The sequence below is a fragment of the Streptococcus infantis genome, from assembly GCF_047463655.1.
In the GTDB taxonomy this organism is placed as follows: domain Bacteria; phylum Bacillota; class Bacilli; order Lactobacillales; family Streptococcaceae; genus Streptococcus; species Streptococcus infantis_Z.
The window spans coordinates 405,379-420,503 of the sequence record NZ_JASHDM010000001.1 but is presented as its reverse complement, the minus strand read 5'-3'; the positions used below and the strand labels follow the sequence as shown (position 1 = coordinate 420,503).

Below are 15,125 nucleotides of genomic sequence, written 5' to 3'. Positions count from 1 at the left end.
CTATTTGAGGATTTTTGTATATTTATTTTTATCTGAAAATTCAAATCATATTTCTTATTAAGTGATAAGTCGTTTCTTTAAGCTTAAAATTTTTTAAACCTAATCTTAAAGAAAACTGATATAAGGTATTTTTAAGCGATATTCTGTATAGTTATACCATCATCAAAGAAAGAGGTATCGATATGAACTACATAGTCATTCCAGCTTATCAACCAGATAAGCAACTTATCAAACTCATCGAAAAAATTCACGAAAAGAGTGATTTTCATATCTTAGTCATAGACGACGGCAGTTCATCAGAGTGCCAAAAAATCTTTGACAAAGCAGAACATTATGCAACTGTCATCCGTCACCAAGTGAACCAAGGTAAAGGGCAGGCTCTAAAAACAGCCTTTACTTATATCCAAGAACAAAACATTTATGGTACGGTTGTCACAGCAGATGCGGATGGACAGCACAAGGTATGGGATATTTTCCGCACGGCTAATAAAGCTTCCGAAAATCCAAACAAGCTAATCTTGGGTGTACGTGCCTTTTCTGGAAAAGTTCCCCTTCGTAGCCGTTTTGGTAACAGCTTAACCCAAGCTCTCTTTAAGCTTCAAACAGGAGTAGGAGTAACAGACACACAAACTGGACTTCGTGCATTTACGACAAACTTGATACCGTTTATGCTTAAGATTGAAGGCCAACGTTATGAATATGAAATGAATATGTTGCTCGAAGCAACAAAAGAATACGAGATTCTAGAAGTGCCTATTGAAACTGTCTATATCAACGATAATGAGGCTTCACACTTCCGTCCAATCCAAGACGGGCTCATGATTTATAAAAATATCTTTAAATTTGCCTTATCATCTCTTAGTAGCTTTGTTGTAGACTATGTCGTTTACGCCCTAGCAATCTTGATTTTGCCGACAGTTCCGACGAGTCTACGAATCTTTCTAGCAAACGGAGTCGCTCGTGTGACTAGCTCTATTTTCAACTATTCTACAAATAAGAAACTAGTCTTTAAAAATGACGATAGCCTTGTGAAAACAGGGATGGGTTACTTTGGTCTAGCAGTCGGACTCTTTATCTTAGACACGCTACTGATTCGTCTCTTCTTTACAGTCTTTGGTATCAACCTTCTGATTGCTAAAGTTATCGTCGGCATCCTTCTCTTAGCTGTTTCTTGGACAGTTCAGAAGAAATTCATCTTTAAAGAAAGGACATCAACTGTATTATGAAATTTTTAAAGAAACGCTATGCTTACGCCTCAGTTCTTGGCCTACTCTTGACAGGATCCTTTAGTTACTCAATGCTAAAGACCTTTGTCCTCGCTGAAACTATCTCGACAGTTGCAACAACTAGCACAAGTTCCAATGCTGCAGCAGCAAGTCAAGCTGCTAAAACAGCTACTGTCACTGACTCTAGTTATAAAGATGACAATATTACTGTCAATTTGTCTGAAACGACGGTCAATAATACCCAAGTCTACGTTGCTGATATTACTCTGAGCTCATCGGATTATCTGAAAACTGCCTTTGCTCAAAATGCCTACGGAACTAACGTAACTGCAAAAACCTCTGTTACCGCAGCTGACAACAATGCCATTTTAGCGGTAAATGGGGACTACTATGGAGCAAACTCTACAGGCTATGTTATCCGTAATGGAGTTGTTTATCGTGATACTGTTCGTGAAGATTCTAGTAATGGGGACTTAGCTATTTATAAAGACGGCTCTTTCAAGGTTATATACGAAGATCAGATCTCAGCTGAGCAACTAGTAAATGACGGTGTCGTCAATCTCTTGGCTTTTGGACCAGCCTTGGTCGAAAATGGTGAAATTGCAGTTGATACCAATACAGAAGTAGGACAGGCTATGGCATCAAATCCTCGTACAGCTATTGGTATGATCGATGAAAACCACTATATCATCGTGGTTTCAGATGGACGTACCTCTGAAAGTGAAGGTCTCTCTCTTTATCAGCTTGCTGAGGTCATGAAATCTTATGGAGCAAAAACAGCCTACAACCTTGATGGTGGTGGATCATCTACACTTTACTTCAACGGTCAGGTTATCAATAAACCAACGACTGGAGGAAACAAAATTTCAGAAAGGGCGGTGAGTGACATTGTCTACATCGGTTACTAATCTTGGCAAAAAACGTTTTAAGAAAACGATCATTTCTTATACACTAATCACTATTTTCTTCTTTGCATTTTCTAGAATCTACGAAGCTTTTAGTTTTGGAGAAACTTCTGTTCATATGCACTATCTATTTGCAGTACCTCTTATTGGAGGAATTCTACTAGCAATCTTTCTCAAGGTTCTCCCACATTTCTCTCGTATTAGTCTAAATCTATGGAATTCAGCAGTAGCGATTATTACGGCAGGTACACTTTTCCGTGGGATTGTCAACCTTTCAGGACGCTCAACAACCTTGGATGCACCCTACTGGTATGTTGGGATTGGGTTTGCAATACTAGCGATCGTCACTATTTTCATCAATCCAAACCTTTGGAAGAGTACTAGCAAAGTAACTAAAACAAAACGCAAAGAAGTCTATGGTCAGGCATAATGTTATAAAAAAGTAGTCGTTCAGCTGATGTTCGACTACTTTTTATCGCCTTTTATTTCTAAAATATTGTAGAAATATTACAAGTTCTTTTCTTATGAAAGATACTACTTTTATATTTAACAGAATATTGTATAATATAGTGGATAAATACTGTTTTTTACACAATATATAGAAACATCAAATACACTATCTATGTATTTGTTAGGAGAAAAAGAATGAAAAAAATATTGCTGGCAAGTACGGTTGCCCTCTCTATGGCAGGTTTTGCAAAAACGACCGTCTATGCCGAGGATTCTCAAGCCACCAATAATATTCAATCATCAGAAAAGATTGCTACGAATACAGTAAGCAATGAAAAGAAAAATCAAAGCGAAGCTGAAAAAGCAACTTCTCAAACTCCAGAGACAAAAGAACAACCTTCAAAAGAAGCAGTAGTAGAAGTAGTTAACAAAGAAGGTTGGCAAAAAGAAAATAACCAATGGCGTTATTATGAGAATAATCAACCAGTTTCGAATTGGAAAAAAATAGCTGGTGTTTGGTACTATTTTAATCAAGATGGTATCATGCTTAGTAATACTATCTTTAATGATTACCTATTGAATAATAGCGGTGCTTTGACAGAATCTTCTTGGGTAAAAATTGACAACCAGTGGTATTATTCCACTGAGGACGGGAAAGTTACTCGTAATAATTGGAAAAAGATAGCTGGAGTTTGGTATCGATTCGATGAAAATGGTATCATGATCAGCAATGCTGTTTACGATGACTATCTATTCAAATCAAGTGGAGCCATAGCTGAAAATAGCTGGGTAAAAATTGCTGATAAATGGTATTATGGGAATCAAGAAGGTAAAATCAATCGTGACAAGTGGGCAAAGATTGATGGCCTATGGTATCGATTTGATGAATCTGGTGTCATGCTAAGTGCTACTATTTATAAAGACCATCTTCTCAAGACTAGTGGAGCTATGGCAGAAAATGCCTGGGCAAAACTCGAAGATAAGTGGTATTATGCTACAACATCAGGAAAAATTATTCGCGATAAGTGGGAGAAAATCAGCGGTTCATGGTACTATTTTAATAAAGACGGTGTCATGTTAAGTAGCCAATGGAAAGAGAAATACTATCTAAAAGATAGTGGTGCCATGGCTAAAAGCGAATGGATTTTCGATGAAAAATACAAGAGTTGGTTCTACCTCAAGTCGGACGGTACCTATGCTGAAAATCAATGGGTAGGTTCTTACTATCTCAAATCTTTTGGTTATATGGCCAAAAATGAATGGATTTTCGATAAGGACTACAACGCTTGGTATTATCTAAAAGAAGATGGAGTCTATGTAACTGGTAACTTCACCATTAATGGAAAAGACTATACTTTCCAAAGCAACGGAAAATGGATTACTGATACAGCCTCATACTATAAAGTAAAACCAATTACAGCAAATGTCTATAGTGCTTCTGGTGAGAAACTTAGCTATATTTCGCAAGGAAGTATTGTAGCGATTGATGGAGCTGAAGCCAAAGACGGTCGACTTCCGGTCAAAATTTCTGGCCTTTCAGGATATATGAACAAGAGTGATTTAGTAGCAGTCAGCTCAGATAGTGACTTCATTCCTCACTATGCCACTGACGGTAATTATCTTTACCATGAGTTATCACCTTACGCAAGTATTCGTGTAGCACCTCATAGTTCATCAATGGCAATTGGTAAAAAATACTATTCAGCTGATGGCAAGAACTTTGAGAACTTTACAGTTGAAAATCCTTTCTTATTTAGAGATTTAAGAAAACCAACCAATTACACAGCTGAAGAATTAGATAAAGTCTATTCTCTTATGAATATCAAAGGAAGTCGTCTGGCAGGTAAGGGAGCAATCTTTAAAGAAGCTGAAGAACGTTATCAGATCAACGCTCTCTATCTAATTGCCCATAGTGCCATAGAAAGTTCATGGGGACGTAGCCAAATTGCTAAGGATAAAAACAACTTCTTTGGTATCGCTGCTTATGATACAACACCATATGATTCAGCAAAAAGCTTTGACGATGTTGATAAGGGTATCTTAGGTGCAGCCAAGTGGATCCGCGAAAATTACATCGATAATGGCAGAACATACCTTGGAAATAAAGCGTCAGGGATGAATGTTCTTTATGCATCAGATCCATACTGGGGAGAAAAAATTGCAAGTATCATGATGAGAATCAACAGTCAGCTAGGTGAAAAAGATTAAAAATCATTAAAATCGATAACAACTGCAAAGTGGTTATCGATTTTGCTTATCATGATAAACTTGAGAAATGAACTTTATGAAGCAGAATTTTGAACATATACATACAAGAGGGATAAATTTAAATCACATAGGGATCAACGCATACGCTTATGATTATTCAGCAATCCCAGACTTACTTGATAATCTCAAAGCCAATAATCAAATTATACTAGGTGGGGATGTTTTTTGCTACAAGAATGGCCAATTGAAACATACTTATGATCATTGGTATTACGAGAAACAAGATCCAACCATTGATAGCAGTAAATCCATTTTTCAAACAGAAAAATATATCAGCAACTATGTTAAAGATCATGGTGAACACTATTATTTTTCAATTATTTTAGACAATGAGGAATTTAATTTGTGACTGATTGACTTAGAAAACATTTTACAATCGGCATTGAATCAAGCGTCAAATATGAGAAATCATGTTATAATAAAAGATAGTGATTTATTTTTAGAAAAAGGATATCTATTTAATTTTTAACTATGAAAAAATAGATACAAATCCAATAAAAGAAAGGAATTTTACAGAATGGCAACTATTCAATGGTTTCCTGGACATATGTCCAAGGCGCGTCGTCAGGTCCAGGAAAATTTAAAATTTGTTGATTTTGTGACAGTTTTAGTAGATGCACGTTTGCCCTTGTCTAGCCAAAATCCAATGCTGACTAAAATCATCGGAGATAAACCAAGACTATTGATTTTGAACAAAGCGGACCTAGCGGACCCAGTATTAACAAAAGAATGGCGTCAGCACTTTGAATCACAAGGCATTCAAACACTGGCAATCAATTCTAAAGAGCAAATTACAGTTAAAGTCGTAACCGATGCTGCTAAGAAACTCATGGCAGATAAGATTGCTCGTCAAAGAGAACGTGGTATTCAAATTGAAACCTTACGCACCATGATTATTGGGATTCCAAACGCAGGAAAATCAACTCTGATGAACCGTTTGGCTGGTAAGAAAATTGCTGTAGTTGGGAACAAACCTGGTGTGACAAAAGGCCAGCAATGGCTCAAAACAAATAAAGATCTTGAAATCTTGGATACTCCAGGGATTCTCTGGCCAAAATTCGAAGACGAGACCGTCGCTCTTAAACTCGCTCTTACAGGAGCAATCAAGGATCAGTTGCTTCCAATGGATGAAGTGACTATTTTCGGTCTCAACTACTTTAAAACCCATTATCCCGATAAGCTTCAAGAACGTTTTAAACAAATGAATATGGATGATGAAGCTCCTCAAATTATCATGGATATGACTCGTATCCTTGGTTTCCGTGATGATTACGATCGTTTTTACAATCTCTTTGTCAAAGAGGTTCGTGATGGAAAACTTGGTAACTATACCTTAGATACATTGGATGATCTCAATGGCAACGATTAAAGAAATAAAAGAGAAATTAGCAAAGATAACTGAACTTGAAAGTCCCTTTTTTAAGGAATTTGAAAAAGATTCTCGTTCAGGTGTACAAAAGGAAATTGAAAAACGTAAGAAATCTATTCAAGCTGAAATTGATGAAAATCTCCGCTTAGAAGCCATGCTTAGCTATGAAAAAGAGTTTTACGCTCAAGGTCTTAGCTTAATTGCAGGTGTAGATGAAGTTGGACGTGGGCCTTTAGCTGGGCCTGTTGTTGCTGCAGCAGTCATTCTTCCCCAAAATTGTAAGATTAAAGGCTTAAATGACAGTAAAAAGATCCCTAAGAGAAAACATGAGGAGATTTTTCAAGCTGTTAAGGACAATGCTCTAGCAATTGGTATTGGAATTATGGACAATCAAGTCATTGATCAAGTCAATATCTATGAAGCAACTAAACTAGCCATGAAAGAAGCTATTTCTCAGCTTGACCCTCAACCAGAACACCTTTTGATTGATGCTATGAAGTTGGATTTGCCGATTTCTCAGACATCCATTATTAAGGGTGATGCTAATTCACTCTCTATTGCAGCAGCATCTATCGTTGCGAAGGTTACAAGAGATAAGATCATGGCTAACTATGACGAAGAATTTCCAGGTTATGATTTTGCTCAAAATGCTGGCTATGGAACTGCTAAGCATCTAGAAGGAATTGAAAAGCACGGTGTCACACCTATTCATCGAACCAGTTTTGAACCGATAAAAACGATCGTTTCAGAAACTAGTAAAAGATAATTAAAGGAGATAATTATGGAGGAACAGTCGGAAATACTTAGTTCCAAGAAAGAATTTGCCTTCGCATCCAGTACGATCTTAGCTCAAGTAGGGCGAGGTATTATTGTTGGATTAGTCGTAGGACTTATTGTAGGATCATTTCGATTTTTGATCGAAAAAGGCTTTCATATCGTTCAAGGATTTTATCAAGACCAAGAGAATCTGATACGGAATCTATTGATCATTTTATTATTTTATATCCTCATTTGCTTACTTAGTGCCAAATTAACACGCTCAGAAAAGGATATCAAAGGTTCTGGTATTCCTCAAGTTGAGGCAGAGTTAAAAGGTCTCATGTCACTCAACTGGTGGGGTGTGCTTTGGAAGAAATACATCCTTGGTATTTTAGCAATCGCTAGTGGACTCATGCTCGGTCGTGAAGGTCCAAGTATTCAACTAGGTGCCGTTGGAGGTAAAGGAATTGCTAAATGGCTGAAATCTAGTCCAGTAGAAGAGCGCTCTTTAATAGCTAGTGGAGCTGCTGCTGGACTTGCCGCAGCCTTTAACGCTCCAATAGCAGGCCTGCTTTTTGTAGTAGAAGAAGTCTACCATCACTTTTCAAGATTTTTCTGGGTTTCTACCTTGGCAGCCAGTCTAGTTGCAAACTTTGTCTCTCTTCTCATCTTCGGCTTAACACCTGTTCTAGATATGCCGGATGACATCCCTCTCATGAATCTTAGCCAATATTGGATTTATCTGGTGATGGGAATTTTTCTAGGACTCTCAGGTTTTCTCTATGAAAAAGCCGTTCTTAACGTTGGAAAAGTATATGATTGGATTGGTCAAAAGGTTCATCTGGATAAGGCCAATTATCCTATTCTAGCCTTTCTTCTTATCATTCCAATAGGAATCTTCCTACCTCAAATACTTGGTGGGGGCAATCAGGTTGTCTTATCCTTAACAGAACAAGATTATAGTTTCCAAATTCTTTTACTTTACTTCATCATTCGCTTTATCTGGAGCATGATTAGTTACGGAAGTGGACTGCCAGGTGGTATTTTCTTGCCAATTTTAGCTTTAGGCTCCTTACTTGGTGCTCTAGTAGGCGTTATTTGTGTCAATCTAGGCCTCGTTACACAGCAGCAATTCCCTATCTTTGTGATTCTTGGAATGAGCGGGTATTTTGGGGCCATCTCAAAAGCACCTTTGACAGCTATGATTCTTGTGACGGAAATGGTTGGTGACATCCGCAATCTAATGCCTTTAGGGATGGTAACCCTAGTTGCCTATATTGTTATGGATCTGCTCAAAGGGGCGCCCGTCTATGAAGCCATGCTGGAGAAAATGCTACCTGAATCAGTAACTGATGATGGAGAAGTTACCCTCATTGAAATTCCAGTTTCAGATAAAATAGCAGGGAAACAAGTACATGAACTCAACTTACCACATAATATCCTCATCACAACTCAAGTCCATAATGGCAAGAGCCAAACCGTTAACGGTTCAACCAGAATGTACCTCGGTGATATGATTCACCTAGTTATTCCAAAAAGTGAAATTGGAAAAGTGAAAGATTTATTGTTGTAGGAAAACGAGTTTACATAATTTATGTTATGTCTCGCATATAGTTGGTCTAAAATTAGTAATTAAAATGATAGACCGAGTCATATGAATCAAAACTCGATTCCTAAATAATGGTATCGAGTTTTTATAATTTATTCTAATAAACTTAAACTGTAGAAGCTTTAGAAATTTTTGAAGTCAATAAATTAATGATCAATAATTCACTTAGCGAATCTAGACGTTTTTTAGTATTGTATAGCTTATTTGAACATTCCTAAATCTCCCCTATAACATCTTTCCGAAAAACTATAATTTTCTTGAAAAATATATCTAGCTATGCTATACTATTAGTATAGAAAGATTTGGAGAAAAACATGAAACGCGAGATCTTATTGGAACGGATTGATAAACTCAAACAAGTCATGCCCTGGTATGTATTGGAATATTATCAATCAAAATTGGCCGTTCCCTACAGTTTTACAACCTTGTACGAATACTTAAAGGAATACGATCGATTTTTCACCTGGGTTTTGGAATCTGGTATATCGGATGCTGATACTATGGCAAATATTCCTTTGGATGTTCTGGAGAACATGACCAAGAAAGACATGGAATCTTTTATTCTTTACTTACGTGAACGTCCTCTGCTCAATGCTAATTCGACAAAAAACGGGGTTTCCCAAACAACCATTAACCGTACCCTTTCTGCATTATCTAGTCTCTATAAGTATTTGACCGAGGAAGTTGAAAATGAGCAAGGTGAACCTTATTTCTATCGCAATGTTATGAAGAAGGTTGCTACCAAGAAAAAGAAAGAAACTTTAGCTGCACGGGCTGAGAATATCAAGCAAAAACTCTTTTTAGGTAATGAAACAGAAGGTTTTCTTAACTATATTAATGAGGAATACCCTAAAACTCTCTCAAATCGCGCCTTATCTTCCTTTAATAAGAATAAAGAGCGTGATTTGGCCATTATCGCCCTTCTCTTGGCATCTGGTGTCCGTTTATCTGAAGCTGTTAACCTAGACCTTCGTGACCTCAATCTTAAGATGATGGTCATTGAAGTCACTCGAAAAGGTGGGAAACGCGATTCGGTAAATGTAGCCGCCTTTGCTAAGCCTTATCTGGAGCAATATCTTGCTATTCGAGACAAACGTTATAAGACAGAAAGGACTGATACAGCTCTCTTTCTGACCTTGTATCGAGGTGTTCCAAACCGCATCGATGCTTCTAGTGTTGAAAAAATGGTCGCCAAGTATTCAGAAGACTTTAAAGTCCGCGTGACGCCCCACAAACTCCGCCACACCCTTGCAACTCGTCTCTATGATGCTACTAAATCACAAGTTTTGGTCAGCCACCAGCTGGGACATGCTAGCACCCAAGTTACCGACTTGTATACCCATATTGTCAATGACGAACAAAAGAATGCACTAGATAGTTTATAATTTCTAACATAATATAAATTATGTAAATTTGCATCCATAAAAAGAAGTTGGAATAACCAACTTCTCTTTATTTTATTCTACAACCGCCTCAGCAATTTCTTCTGCAGTGATTCCTGCGAAGTAACGACCTAGGTTAATGGTTTGAAAAACTTTAAGTACATCTTCGCGTTCGTATTTAACACCACGAAGGACATCTTCTACAGCTGCTACGTCTTCGATACCAAAGAAGTCACCGTAAATCTTGATGTCTTGAATTTTTGATTCGATAACATTAGCAAAGATTTCAACCTTACCACTTGGGAATTTAGTTCCACGACGGACATTGTATTCAGGTGATTTCCCATAATTCCAGTCCCAAGTTCCAAACTTAGTTTCTTTGATTCGATTGATTTCAGCCAATTCTTCATCTGAGAACACATATTCTGTCATTTCAGGATATTCTTTTTTCATGTATTCCAAAAGTAGATCACGGAATTCTTCAACAGTGATTTTTTCTGGTAATTCATCAACGATATTGGTTACGCGAGCACGAACTGATTTAACACCTTTAGATTCAAACTTATCTTTAGACACTTTAAGTGCGTTAGCTAGGACTGACAAATCCACGTCAAAGAGAAGACAACCATGGTGCATGATACGGCCATTGATATAGGCTTGTGCATTTCCACAGAATTTTTTACCGTCGATTTCTAAGTCGTTACGGCCTGTAAATTCAGCTTTAACACCAAGTTCAGCCAAAGTATTGATAACTGGAGTAGAGAAGCTCTTGAAGTCAAAGGCCTTGTTTTCATCTTCTTTTGAAATGATCGTGTAGTTGAGGTTGTTCAAGTCATGGTAAACAGCCCCACCACCACTGATACGACGGACTACTTCAATTCCGTGTTCGCGAACATAGTCACGGTTGATTTCTTCGATCGTATTTTGGTGACGTCCTACAATAATAGATGGTTTGTTGATCCAAAGCAGGAAGATTTGATCCTCGTCCAAAAGGTGTTTAAAAGCATATTCTTCCAAGGCGATATTAAAGGCAGTGTCGTTTGAATGATTGATAATATATTTCATGATATCCCTTTATACGATAGAGACTGGAAAATATCTTTCCAGCCTAGTCTATCTTCATTTTATTTTTTCTTAGGTGAATGGATGGCCATTCCAAGAACATCCGCAAACGCTTCGTACATCACTTCAGAGTATGTTGGGTGTCCGTGAATTGTCTTAAGCATTTCTTCAACAGTGATTTCCATTTCGATGATGCTTGACGCTTCGTTGATCAATTCTGCTGCTGCAGGACCAATGATATGAACACCAAGGATTTCACCATATTTCTTGTCTGCAATGACTTTAACGAAACCTTGAGCCGCATCTGATGCAATGGCACGACCGTTAGCCGCAAAGTTGAATTTACCAATTGCTACATCATATTTCTCACGAGCTTGTTCTTCAGTCAAACCAACAGCTGCAACTTCTGGAAGAGTGTAGATTGCTGCAGGAGTCAAGTTCAATTTGGCAACAGCGTGGTTTCCTTTAAGTGCATTTTCAGCAGCAACTTCACCCATACGGAAGGCAGCGTGAGCCAACATCTTAGTGCCGTTGATATCACCTGGTGCATAGATACCTGGAACAGAAGTTTCCATGTATTCGTTGACTTTGATACGACCACGTTCTAATTCAAACTCGACTTCACCGATACCTTCAAGGTCTGGAACACGTCCGATTGATAGAAGAGCTTTGTTAGCAATGATATCATCTTTTCCTTCAACCTTGATACGGAGTTTGCCATCTTCTTCAATGATTTCTTGGAGTTTAGTATCCGTCAAGATTGTCATACCTTTACGTTCAAGGATTAAACGAAGGTTCTTAGATACTTCCGCATCCATAGCTGGAACAATACGATCCATCATTTCGATAACAGTAACTTTTGAACCAAATGTCATGAAGGCTTGTCCAAGTTCGATTCCGACAACACCGCCACCAATGATGACAAGGCTTTCTGGAACTTCGTTCATTTCAAGGATATCATCACTGGTCATCACAAGAGATGATTCCATACCAGGAACGTTGATTTTGCTTACTTTTGAACCACCAGCAAGGATGATTTTCTTAGTTTCAAGCAATTCAGAACCATTTACCAAGACATTCTTATCTTTAGTAATAGTACCGATACCTTTATGAACATCAACTCCATAGCTACGAAGGAGTCCTGCAACACCACCAACAAGAGTATTAACAACTTTAGATTTAGTTTCTAAAAGTTTGTCCATATCAACTGTGAAGTTAGGATTTTCAATTACGATACCACGATTTGCTGCATGACCGATATTCTCGATAATTTCAGCGTTATGGAGGTAAGTCTTAGTTGGAATACATCCTCGGTTCAAGCAAGTACCACCAAGTTCAGATTTCTCAACAAGAGCAACCTTACCACCTAATTGAGCTGCTTTAATGGCAGAAACATAACCAGCAGGTCCACCACCAATAACGACGATATCGTAAGCATCATCGCTCTTGCCATCATCGTTTGAAGCGCTGACTGCAGGTGCTGGACTAGCTTCTGGTGCAGGAGCTCCAGCTGATGGGATGTTTTCACCTTCCTCACCAAGATATCCGATAACTTCAGTAACAGGAACAGTCTCGCCGTCACCTTTGAGGATAGCGATCAAGTAACCGTCTTCTTCTGCTTCCAATTCCATGCTGACTTTGTCAGTCATGATCTCCAAAAGGATTTCTCCTTCTTTAACAAATTCTCCGACTTTTTTATTCCATTGGACGATTTGTCCTTCTGTCATATCCACGCCGGCTTTTGGCATAATTACTTCTAAGGCCATATCTTACTTCCTTTATCTATATTTCTAAAAATAAATTCTCTAAACCAACATTGAGATTGGGTTTTCAATCAAGGCTTTCAAGTCTTTCATAAACTTAGCACCAGCCATACCATCTACGACACGGTGGTCAATTGTTAAACCAAGACTCATAATTGGACGAATCACAATTTCACCATTAACTACAACAGGTTTCTCAATTGTCGAGCTAACTCCAAGGATTGCTGAGTTCGGTTGGTTAATGATTGGACCGAATGATTGAACACCAAACATTCCCAAGTTACTGATGGTGAAGGTAGAATTCTGCAATTCGCTAGGAGCTAGTTTACCATCCAAAGTACGCCCGATAACATCTTTGAAGGCAACTACCAGCTCAGACAAACTCATTTTTTCAGCATTATAAACAACTGGCGTCATCAATCCATTGTCCATTCCAACTGCCATCGCAAGGTTGACATAATTGTGAGTGATAATTGTCTTACCATCTTCCGTCAATGAAGCGTTGATGTATGGGTGTTTCATAAGAGTCTTAACAACCGCAAGTGAAAGCAAGTCTGTAACAGTAATTTTCTTACCAGTTGCTTCCATGATTGGATCAAGGACTTTCTTACGAAGGGCAAGCATTTCAGACATATCGACATCGTAGTTAAGCGTGAAGGTTGGTGCAGTCAAGTAAGATTCAACCATACGTTGAGCAATAACCTTACGCATCGGTGTCATTGGAATACGCTCGATTTCACCGTAAGGTGTTACGTTGTCTGGAGTTTCTTCCACTTTCTCGATTTGAGCAGGAGACTTAATCGTATCGTTTTCGATATTTTCAGGAAGGAAAGCTAAAACATCCTTCTTCATAATCTTACCACGGTGACCAGTTCCTTGGATTTCCTGCCATGCAATGTTATGTTCAAGGGCAATTCGTTTTGCAAGTGGTGAAATGCGAACCACATTAGTGTCTTTAAATGTTTCCACGTCTTCTTTGTGGACACGACCGTTTGCGCCTGAGCCAGAAATATCGTAGAGATTAATTCCTAAATCATCCGCTAATTTTCTAGCTGCAGGAGTCGCTCTTAGCTTATCATCAGCCATGACCTCTCCTATTCTATTATAAGATACTAAGGGCATCAAAAGTCACAGTGAAAATAGGAAACTTGACGAAGAAACTTTAGTTTCCAGGAAAGTTTATCTTTTTCACACAGACTTTAGCCCGAATTCAATTTTATGATGCAAAGGGCTTTTAGCCCGTACTCTAATCTAAGATATCAAGTACGCAGAGAACTCTGCACCTAAAAGTTACAAAGCTTCTCGTCTAATTAATTTTTTACATAATTTATTTTATGTATTATTGTTTGTTATGAGTTTTACGAATGGCATCTTTGATGCTTTCAACTGTCGGAATCATTGCATTTTCAAGATTTTGTGCATAGGGCATTGGTACATCTTCACCTGCGCAACGGCGGATTGGTGCATCCAAGTAATCAAATGCTTCTGATTCTGAGATAATAGCTGAGATTTCACCGATAAAACCACTTGTCTTGTGGGCATCGTTGACAAGAACTACTTTTCCAGTCTTCTTAACTGAATTAATAATGATGTCTTTATCAAGTGGAACCAAAGTACGTGGGTCTACTACTTCTACTGAGATGCCTTCTTCAGCTAACTCTTCAGCTGCTTGCATAACACGACGGAGCATTTTACCATAGGTTACAACTGTAACATCCGTTCCTTCTCGTTTGATTTCTCCGACACCAAGTGGGATAGTATAGTCTGGATCAACAGGAACCTCACCTTTTTGGTTGAATTCTGATTTGTATTCCAGAATGATAACTGGGTTGTTGTCGCGAATAGAAGACTTAAGAAGCCCTTTCATATCAGCTGGTGTACCTGGAGCTACTACTTTCAATCCTGGGATGTGAGTAAACCATGTTTCCAATGATTGTGAGTGTTGTGCTGCAGAACCTACTCCGTTACCAGCTGCACAGCGGATTGTCATTGGGACTTGACCTTTACCACCAAACATATAACGAGTTTTAGCGGCTTGGTTAACGATAGCATCCATGGCAATTACAGAAAAGTCCATGAAAGTCATATCAACGATTGGACGAAGTCCTGTCATAGCAGCACCTGCTGCTGCACCAGAAATTGCAGCTTCAGAGATTGGACAGTCACGAACACGTTCTGGACCAAATTCTTCAAGCATACCTACTGAAGTACCGAAGTCTCCGCCGAAAACTCCGACATCTTCACCCATCAAAAGCACATTTTCATCACGACGCATTTCCTCAGACATTGCAAGGATAATGGTATCGCGGAAAGACATTAATTTAGTTTCCAT

13 protein-coding genes are annotated in these 15,125 nt (G+C 38.4%); 9 read left to right on the top strand and 4 right to left on the bottom strand.

Going from position 1 to position 15,125, the window contains the following annotated elements; genetic code table 11:
• Window positions 1-182: 182 nt before the first annotated feature.
• From QM877_RS02075 to xerS, 9 genes are all read left to right on the top strand, one after another.
• Window positions 183-1,226, top strand: coding sequence for a glycosyltransferase (locus tag QM877_RS02075; RefSeq protein ID WP_414317415.1), 1,044 nt, complete (start codon window positions 183-185; stop codon window positions 1,224-1,226).
• On the top strand, window positions 1,223-2,134 hold the full coding sequence (locus tag QM877_RS02070; protein WP_414317414.1) for a phosphodiester glycosidase family protein: 912 nt from the start codon (window positions 1,223-1,225) through the stop codon (window positions 2,132-2,134). Before QM877_RS02075 ends, QM877_RS02070 begins: the two co-directional genes overlap by 4 nt.
• Window positions 2,115-2,561, top strand: a complete 447-nt coding sequence (locus tag QM877_RS02065) for a hypothetical protein (protein ID WP_414317456.1) — start codon at window positions 2,115-2,117, stop codon at window positions 2,559-2,561. Before QM877_RS02070 ends, QM877_RS02065 begins: the two co-directional genes overlap by 20 nt.
• 215 nt (window positions 2,562-2,776) lie before the next feature.
• The gene (locus tag QM877_RS02060) at window positions 2,777-4,789 is read left to right on the top strand and encodes a glucosaminidase domain-containing protein (RefSeq protein ID WP_414317413.1); all 2,013 of its coding nucleotides are present in this window, start codon (window positions 2,777-2,779) and stop codon (window positions 4,787-4,789) included.
• A 67-nt stretch (window positions 4,790-4,856) separates the two neighbouring features.
• The gene (imm40, locus tag QM877_RS02055) at window positions 4,857-5,198 is read left to right on the top strand and encodes an Imm40 family immunity protein (RefSeq protein WP_414317412.1); all 342 of its coding nucleotides are present in this window, start codon (window positions 4,857-4,859) and stop codon (window positions 5,196-5,198) included.
• Between the two features lie 168 nt (window positions 5,199-5,366).
• Complete coding sequence (ylqF, locus tag QM877_RS02050) at window positions 5,367-6,218, top strand: ribosome biogenesis GTPase YlqF (RefSeq protein WP_414317411.1); 852 nt, start codon at window positions 5,367-5,369, stop codon at window positions 6,216-6,218.
• Complete coding sequence (locus QM877_RS02045) at window positions 6,205-6,984, top strand: ribonuclease HII (RefSeq protein WP_414317410.1); 780 nt, start codon at window positions 6,205-6,207, stop codon at window positions 6,982-6,984. Before ylqF ends, QM877_RS02045 begins: the two co-directional genes overlap by 14 nt.
• A 15-nt stretch (window positions 6,985-6,999) precedes the next feature.
• On the top strand, window positions 7,000-8,550 hold the full coding sequence (locus QM877_RS02040; RefSeq protein WP_414317409.1) for a chloride channel protein: 1,551 nt from the start codon (window positions 7,000-7,002) through the stop codon (window positions 8,548-8,550).
• A 350-nt stretch (window positions 8,551-8,900) separates the two neighbouring features.
• Window positions 8,901-9,971, top strand: coding sequence for a tyrosine recombinase XerS (gene xerS / locus QM877_RS02035; protein ID WP_414317408.1), 1,071 nt, complete (start codon window positions 8,901-8,903; stop codon window positions 9,969-9,971).
• A gap of 72 nt (window positions 9,972-10,043) precedes the next feature.
• Here xerS and QM877_RS02030 read toward each other — a convergent pair whose 3' ends face one another.
• The 4 genes from QM877_RS02030 to QM877_RS02015 all read right to left on the bottom strand — a co-directional run bounded on the left by QM877_RS02030 (window position 10,044) and on the right by QM877_RS02015 (window position 15,125).
• Window positions 10,044-11,033 carry a lipoate--protein ligase gene (locus tag QM877_RS02030; protein WP_414317407.1) on the bottom strand — a complete coding sequence of 330 codons (990 nt, stop codon included), beginning with the start codon at window positions 11,031-11,033 and terminating at the stop codon, window positions 10,044-10,046.
• Window positions 11,034-11,092: 59 nt separating this feature from the next.
• Window positions 11,093-12,796: a dihydrolipoyl dehydrogenase gene (lpdA, locus tag QM877_RS02025; RefSeq protein WP_414317406.1), complete on the bottom strand. Its 1,704-nt coding sequence runs from the start codon at window positions 12,794-12,796 to the stop codon at window positions 11,093-11,095.
• A 39-nt stretch (window positions 12,797-12,835) separates the two neighbouring features.
• Window positions 12,836-13,879, bottom strand: a complete 1,044-nt coding sequence (locus QM877_RS02020) for a dihydrolipoamide acetyltransferase (protein ID WP_315639173.1) — start codon at window positions 13,877-13,879, stop codon at window positions 12,836-12,838.
• A gap of 253 nt (window positions 13,880-14,132) precedes the next feature.
• Complete coding sequence (locus QM877_RS02015) at window positions 14,133-15,125, bottom strand: alpha-ketoacid dehydrogenase subunit beta (RefSeq protein WP_049503338.1); 993 nt, start codon at window positions 15,123-15,125, stop codon at window positions 14,133-14,135.

Bases quoted from the DNA above. Each gene is read 5' to 3' on its own strand.
- QM877_RS02060 (WP_414317413.1), top strand. From the start codon at position 2,777: ATGAAAAAAATATTGCTGGCAAGTACGGTTGCCCTCTCTATGGCAGGT.
- QM877_RS02030 (WP_414317407.1), bottom strand. From the start codon at position 11,033: ATGAAATATATTATCAATCATTCAAACGACACTGCCTTTAATATCGCC.
- xerS (WP_414317408.1), top strand. From the start codon at position 8,901: ATGAAACGCGAGATCTTATTGGAACGGATTGATAAACTCAAACAAGTC.
- QM877_RS02045 (WP_414317410.1), top strand. From the start codon at position 6,205: ATGGCAACGATTAAAGAAATAAAAGAGAAATTAGCAAAGATAACTGAA.
- QM877_RS02070 (WP_414317414.1), top strand. From the start codon at position 1,223: ATGAAATTTTTAAAGAAACGCTATGCTTACGCCTCAGTTCTTGGCCTA.
- QM877_RS02040 (WP_414317409.1), top strand. From the start codon at position 7,000: ATGGAGGAACAGTCGGAAATACTTAGTTCCAAGAAAGAATTTGCCTTC.
- QM877_RS02020 (WP_315639173.1), bottom strand. From the start codon at position 13,879: ATGGCTGATGATAAGCTAAGAGCGACTCCTGCAGCTAGAAAATTAGCG.
- imm40 (WP_414317412.1), top strand. From the start codon at position 4,857: ATGAACTTTATGAAGCAGAATTTTGAACATATACATACAAGAGGGATA.
- ylqF (WP_414317411.1), top strand. From the start codon at position 5,367: ATGGCAACTATTCAATGGTTTCCTGGACATATGTCCAAGGCGCGTCGT.
- QM877_RS02015 (WP_049503338.1), bottom strand. From the start codon at position 15,125: ATGGAAACTAAATTAATGTCTTTCCGCGATACCATTATCCTTGCAATG.
- QM877_RS02075 (WP_414317415.1), top strand. From the start codon at position 183: ATGAACTACATAGTCATTCCAGCTTATCAACCAGATAAGCAACTTATC.
- lpdA (WP_414317406.1), bottom strand. From the start codon at position 12,796: ATGGCCTTAGAAGTAATTATGCCAAAAGCCGGCGTGGATATGACAGAA.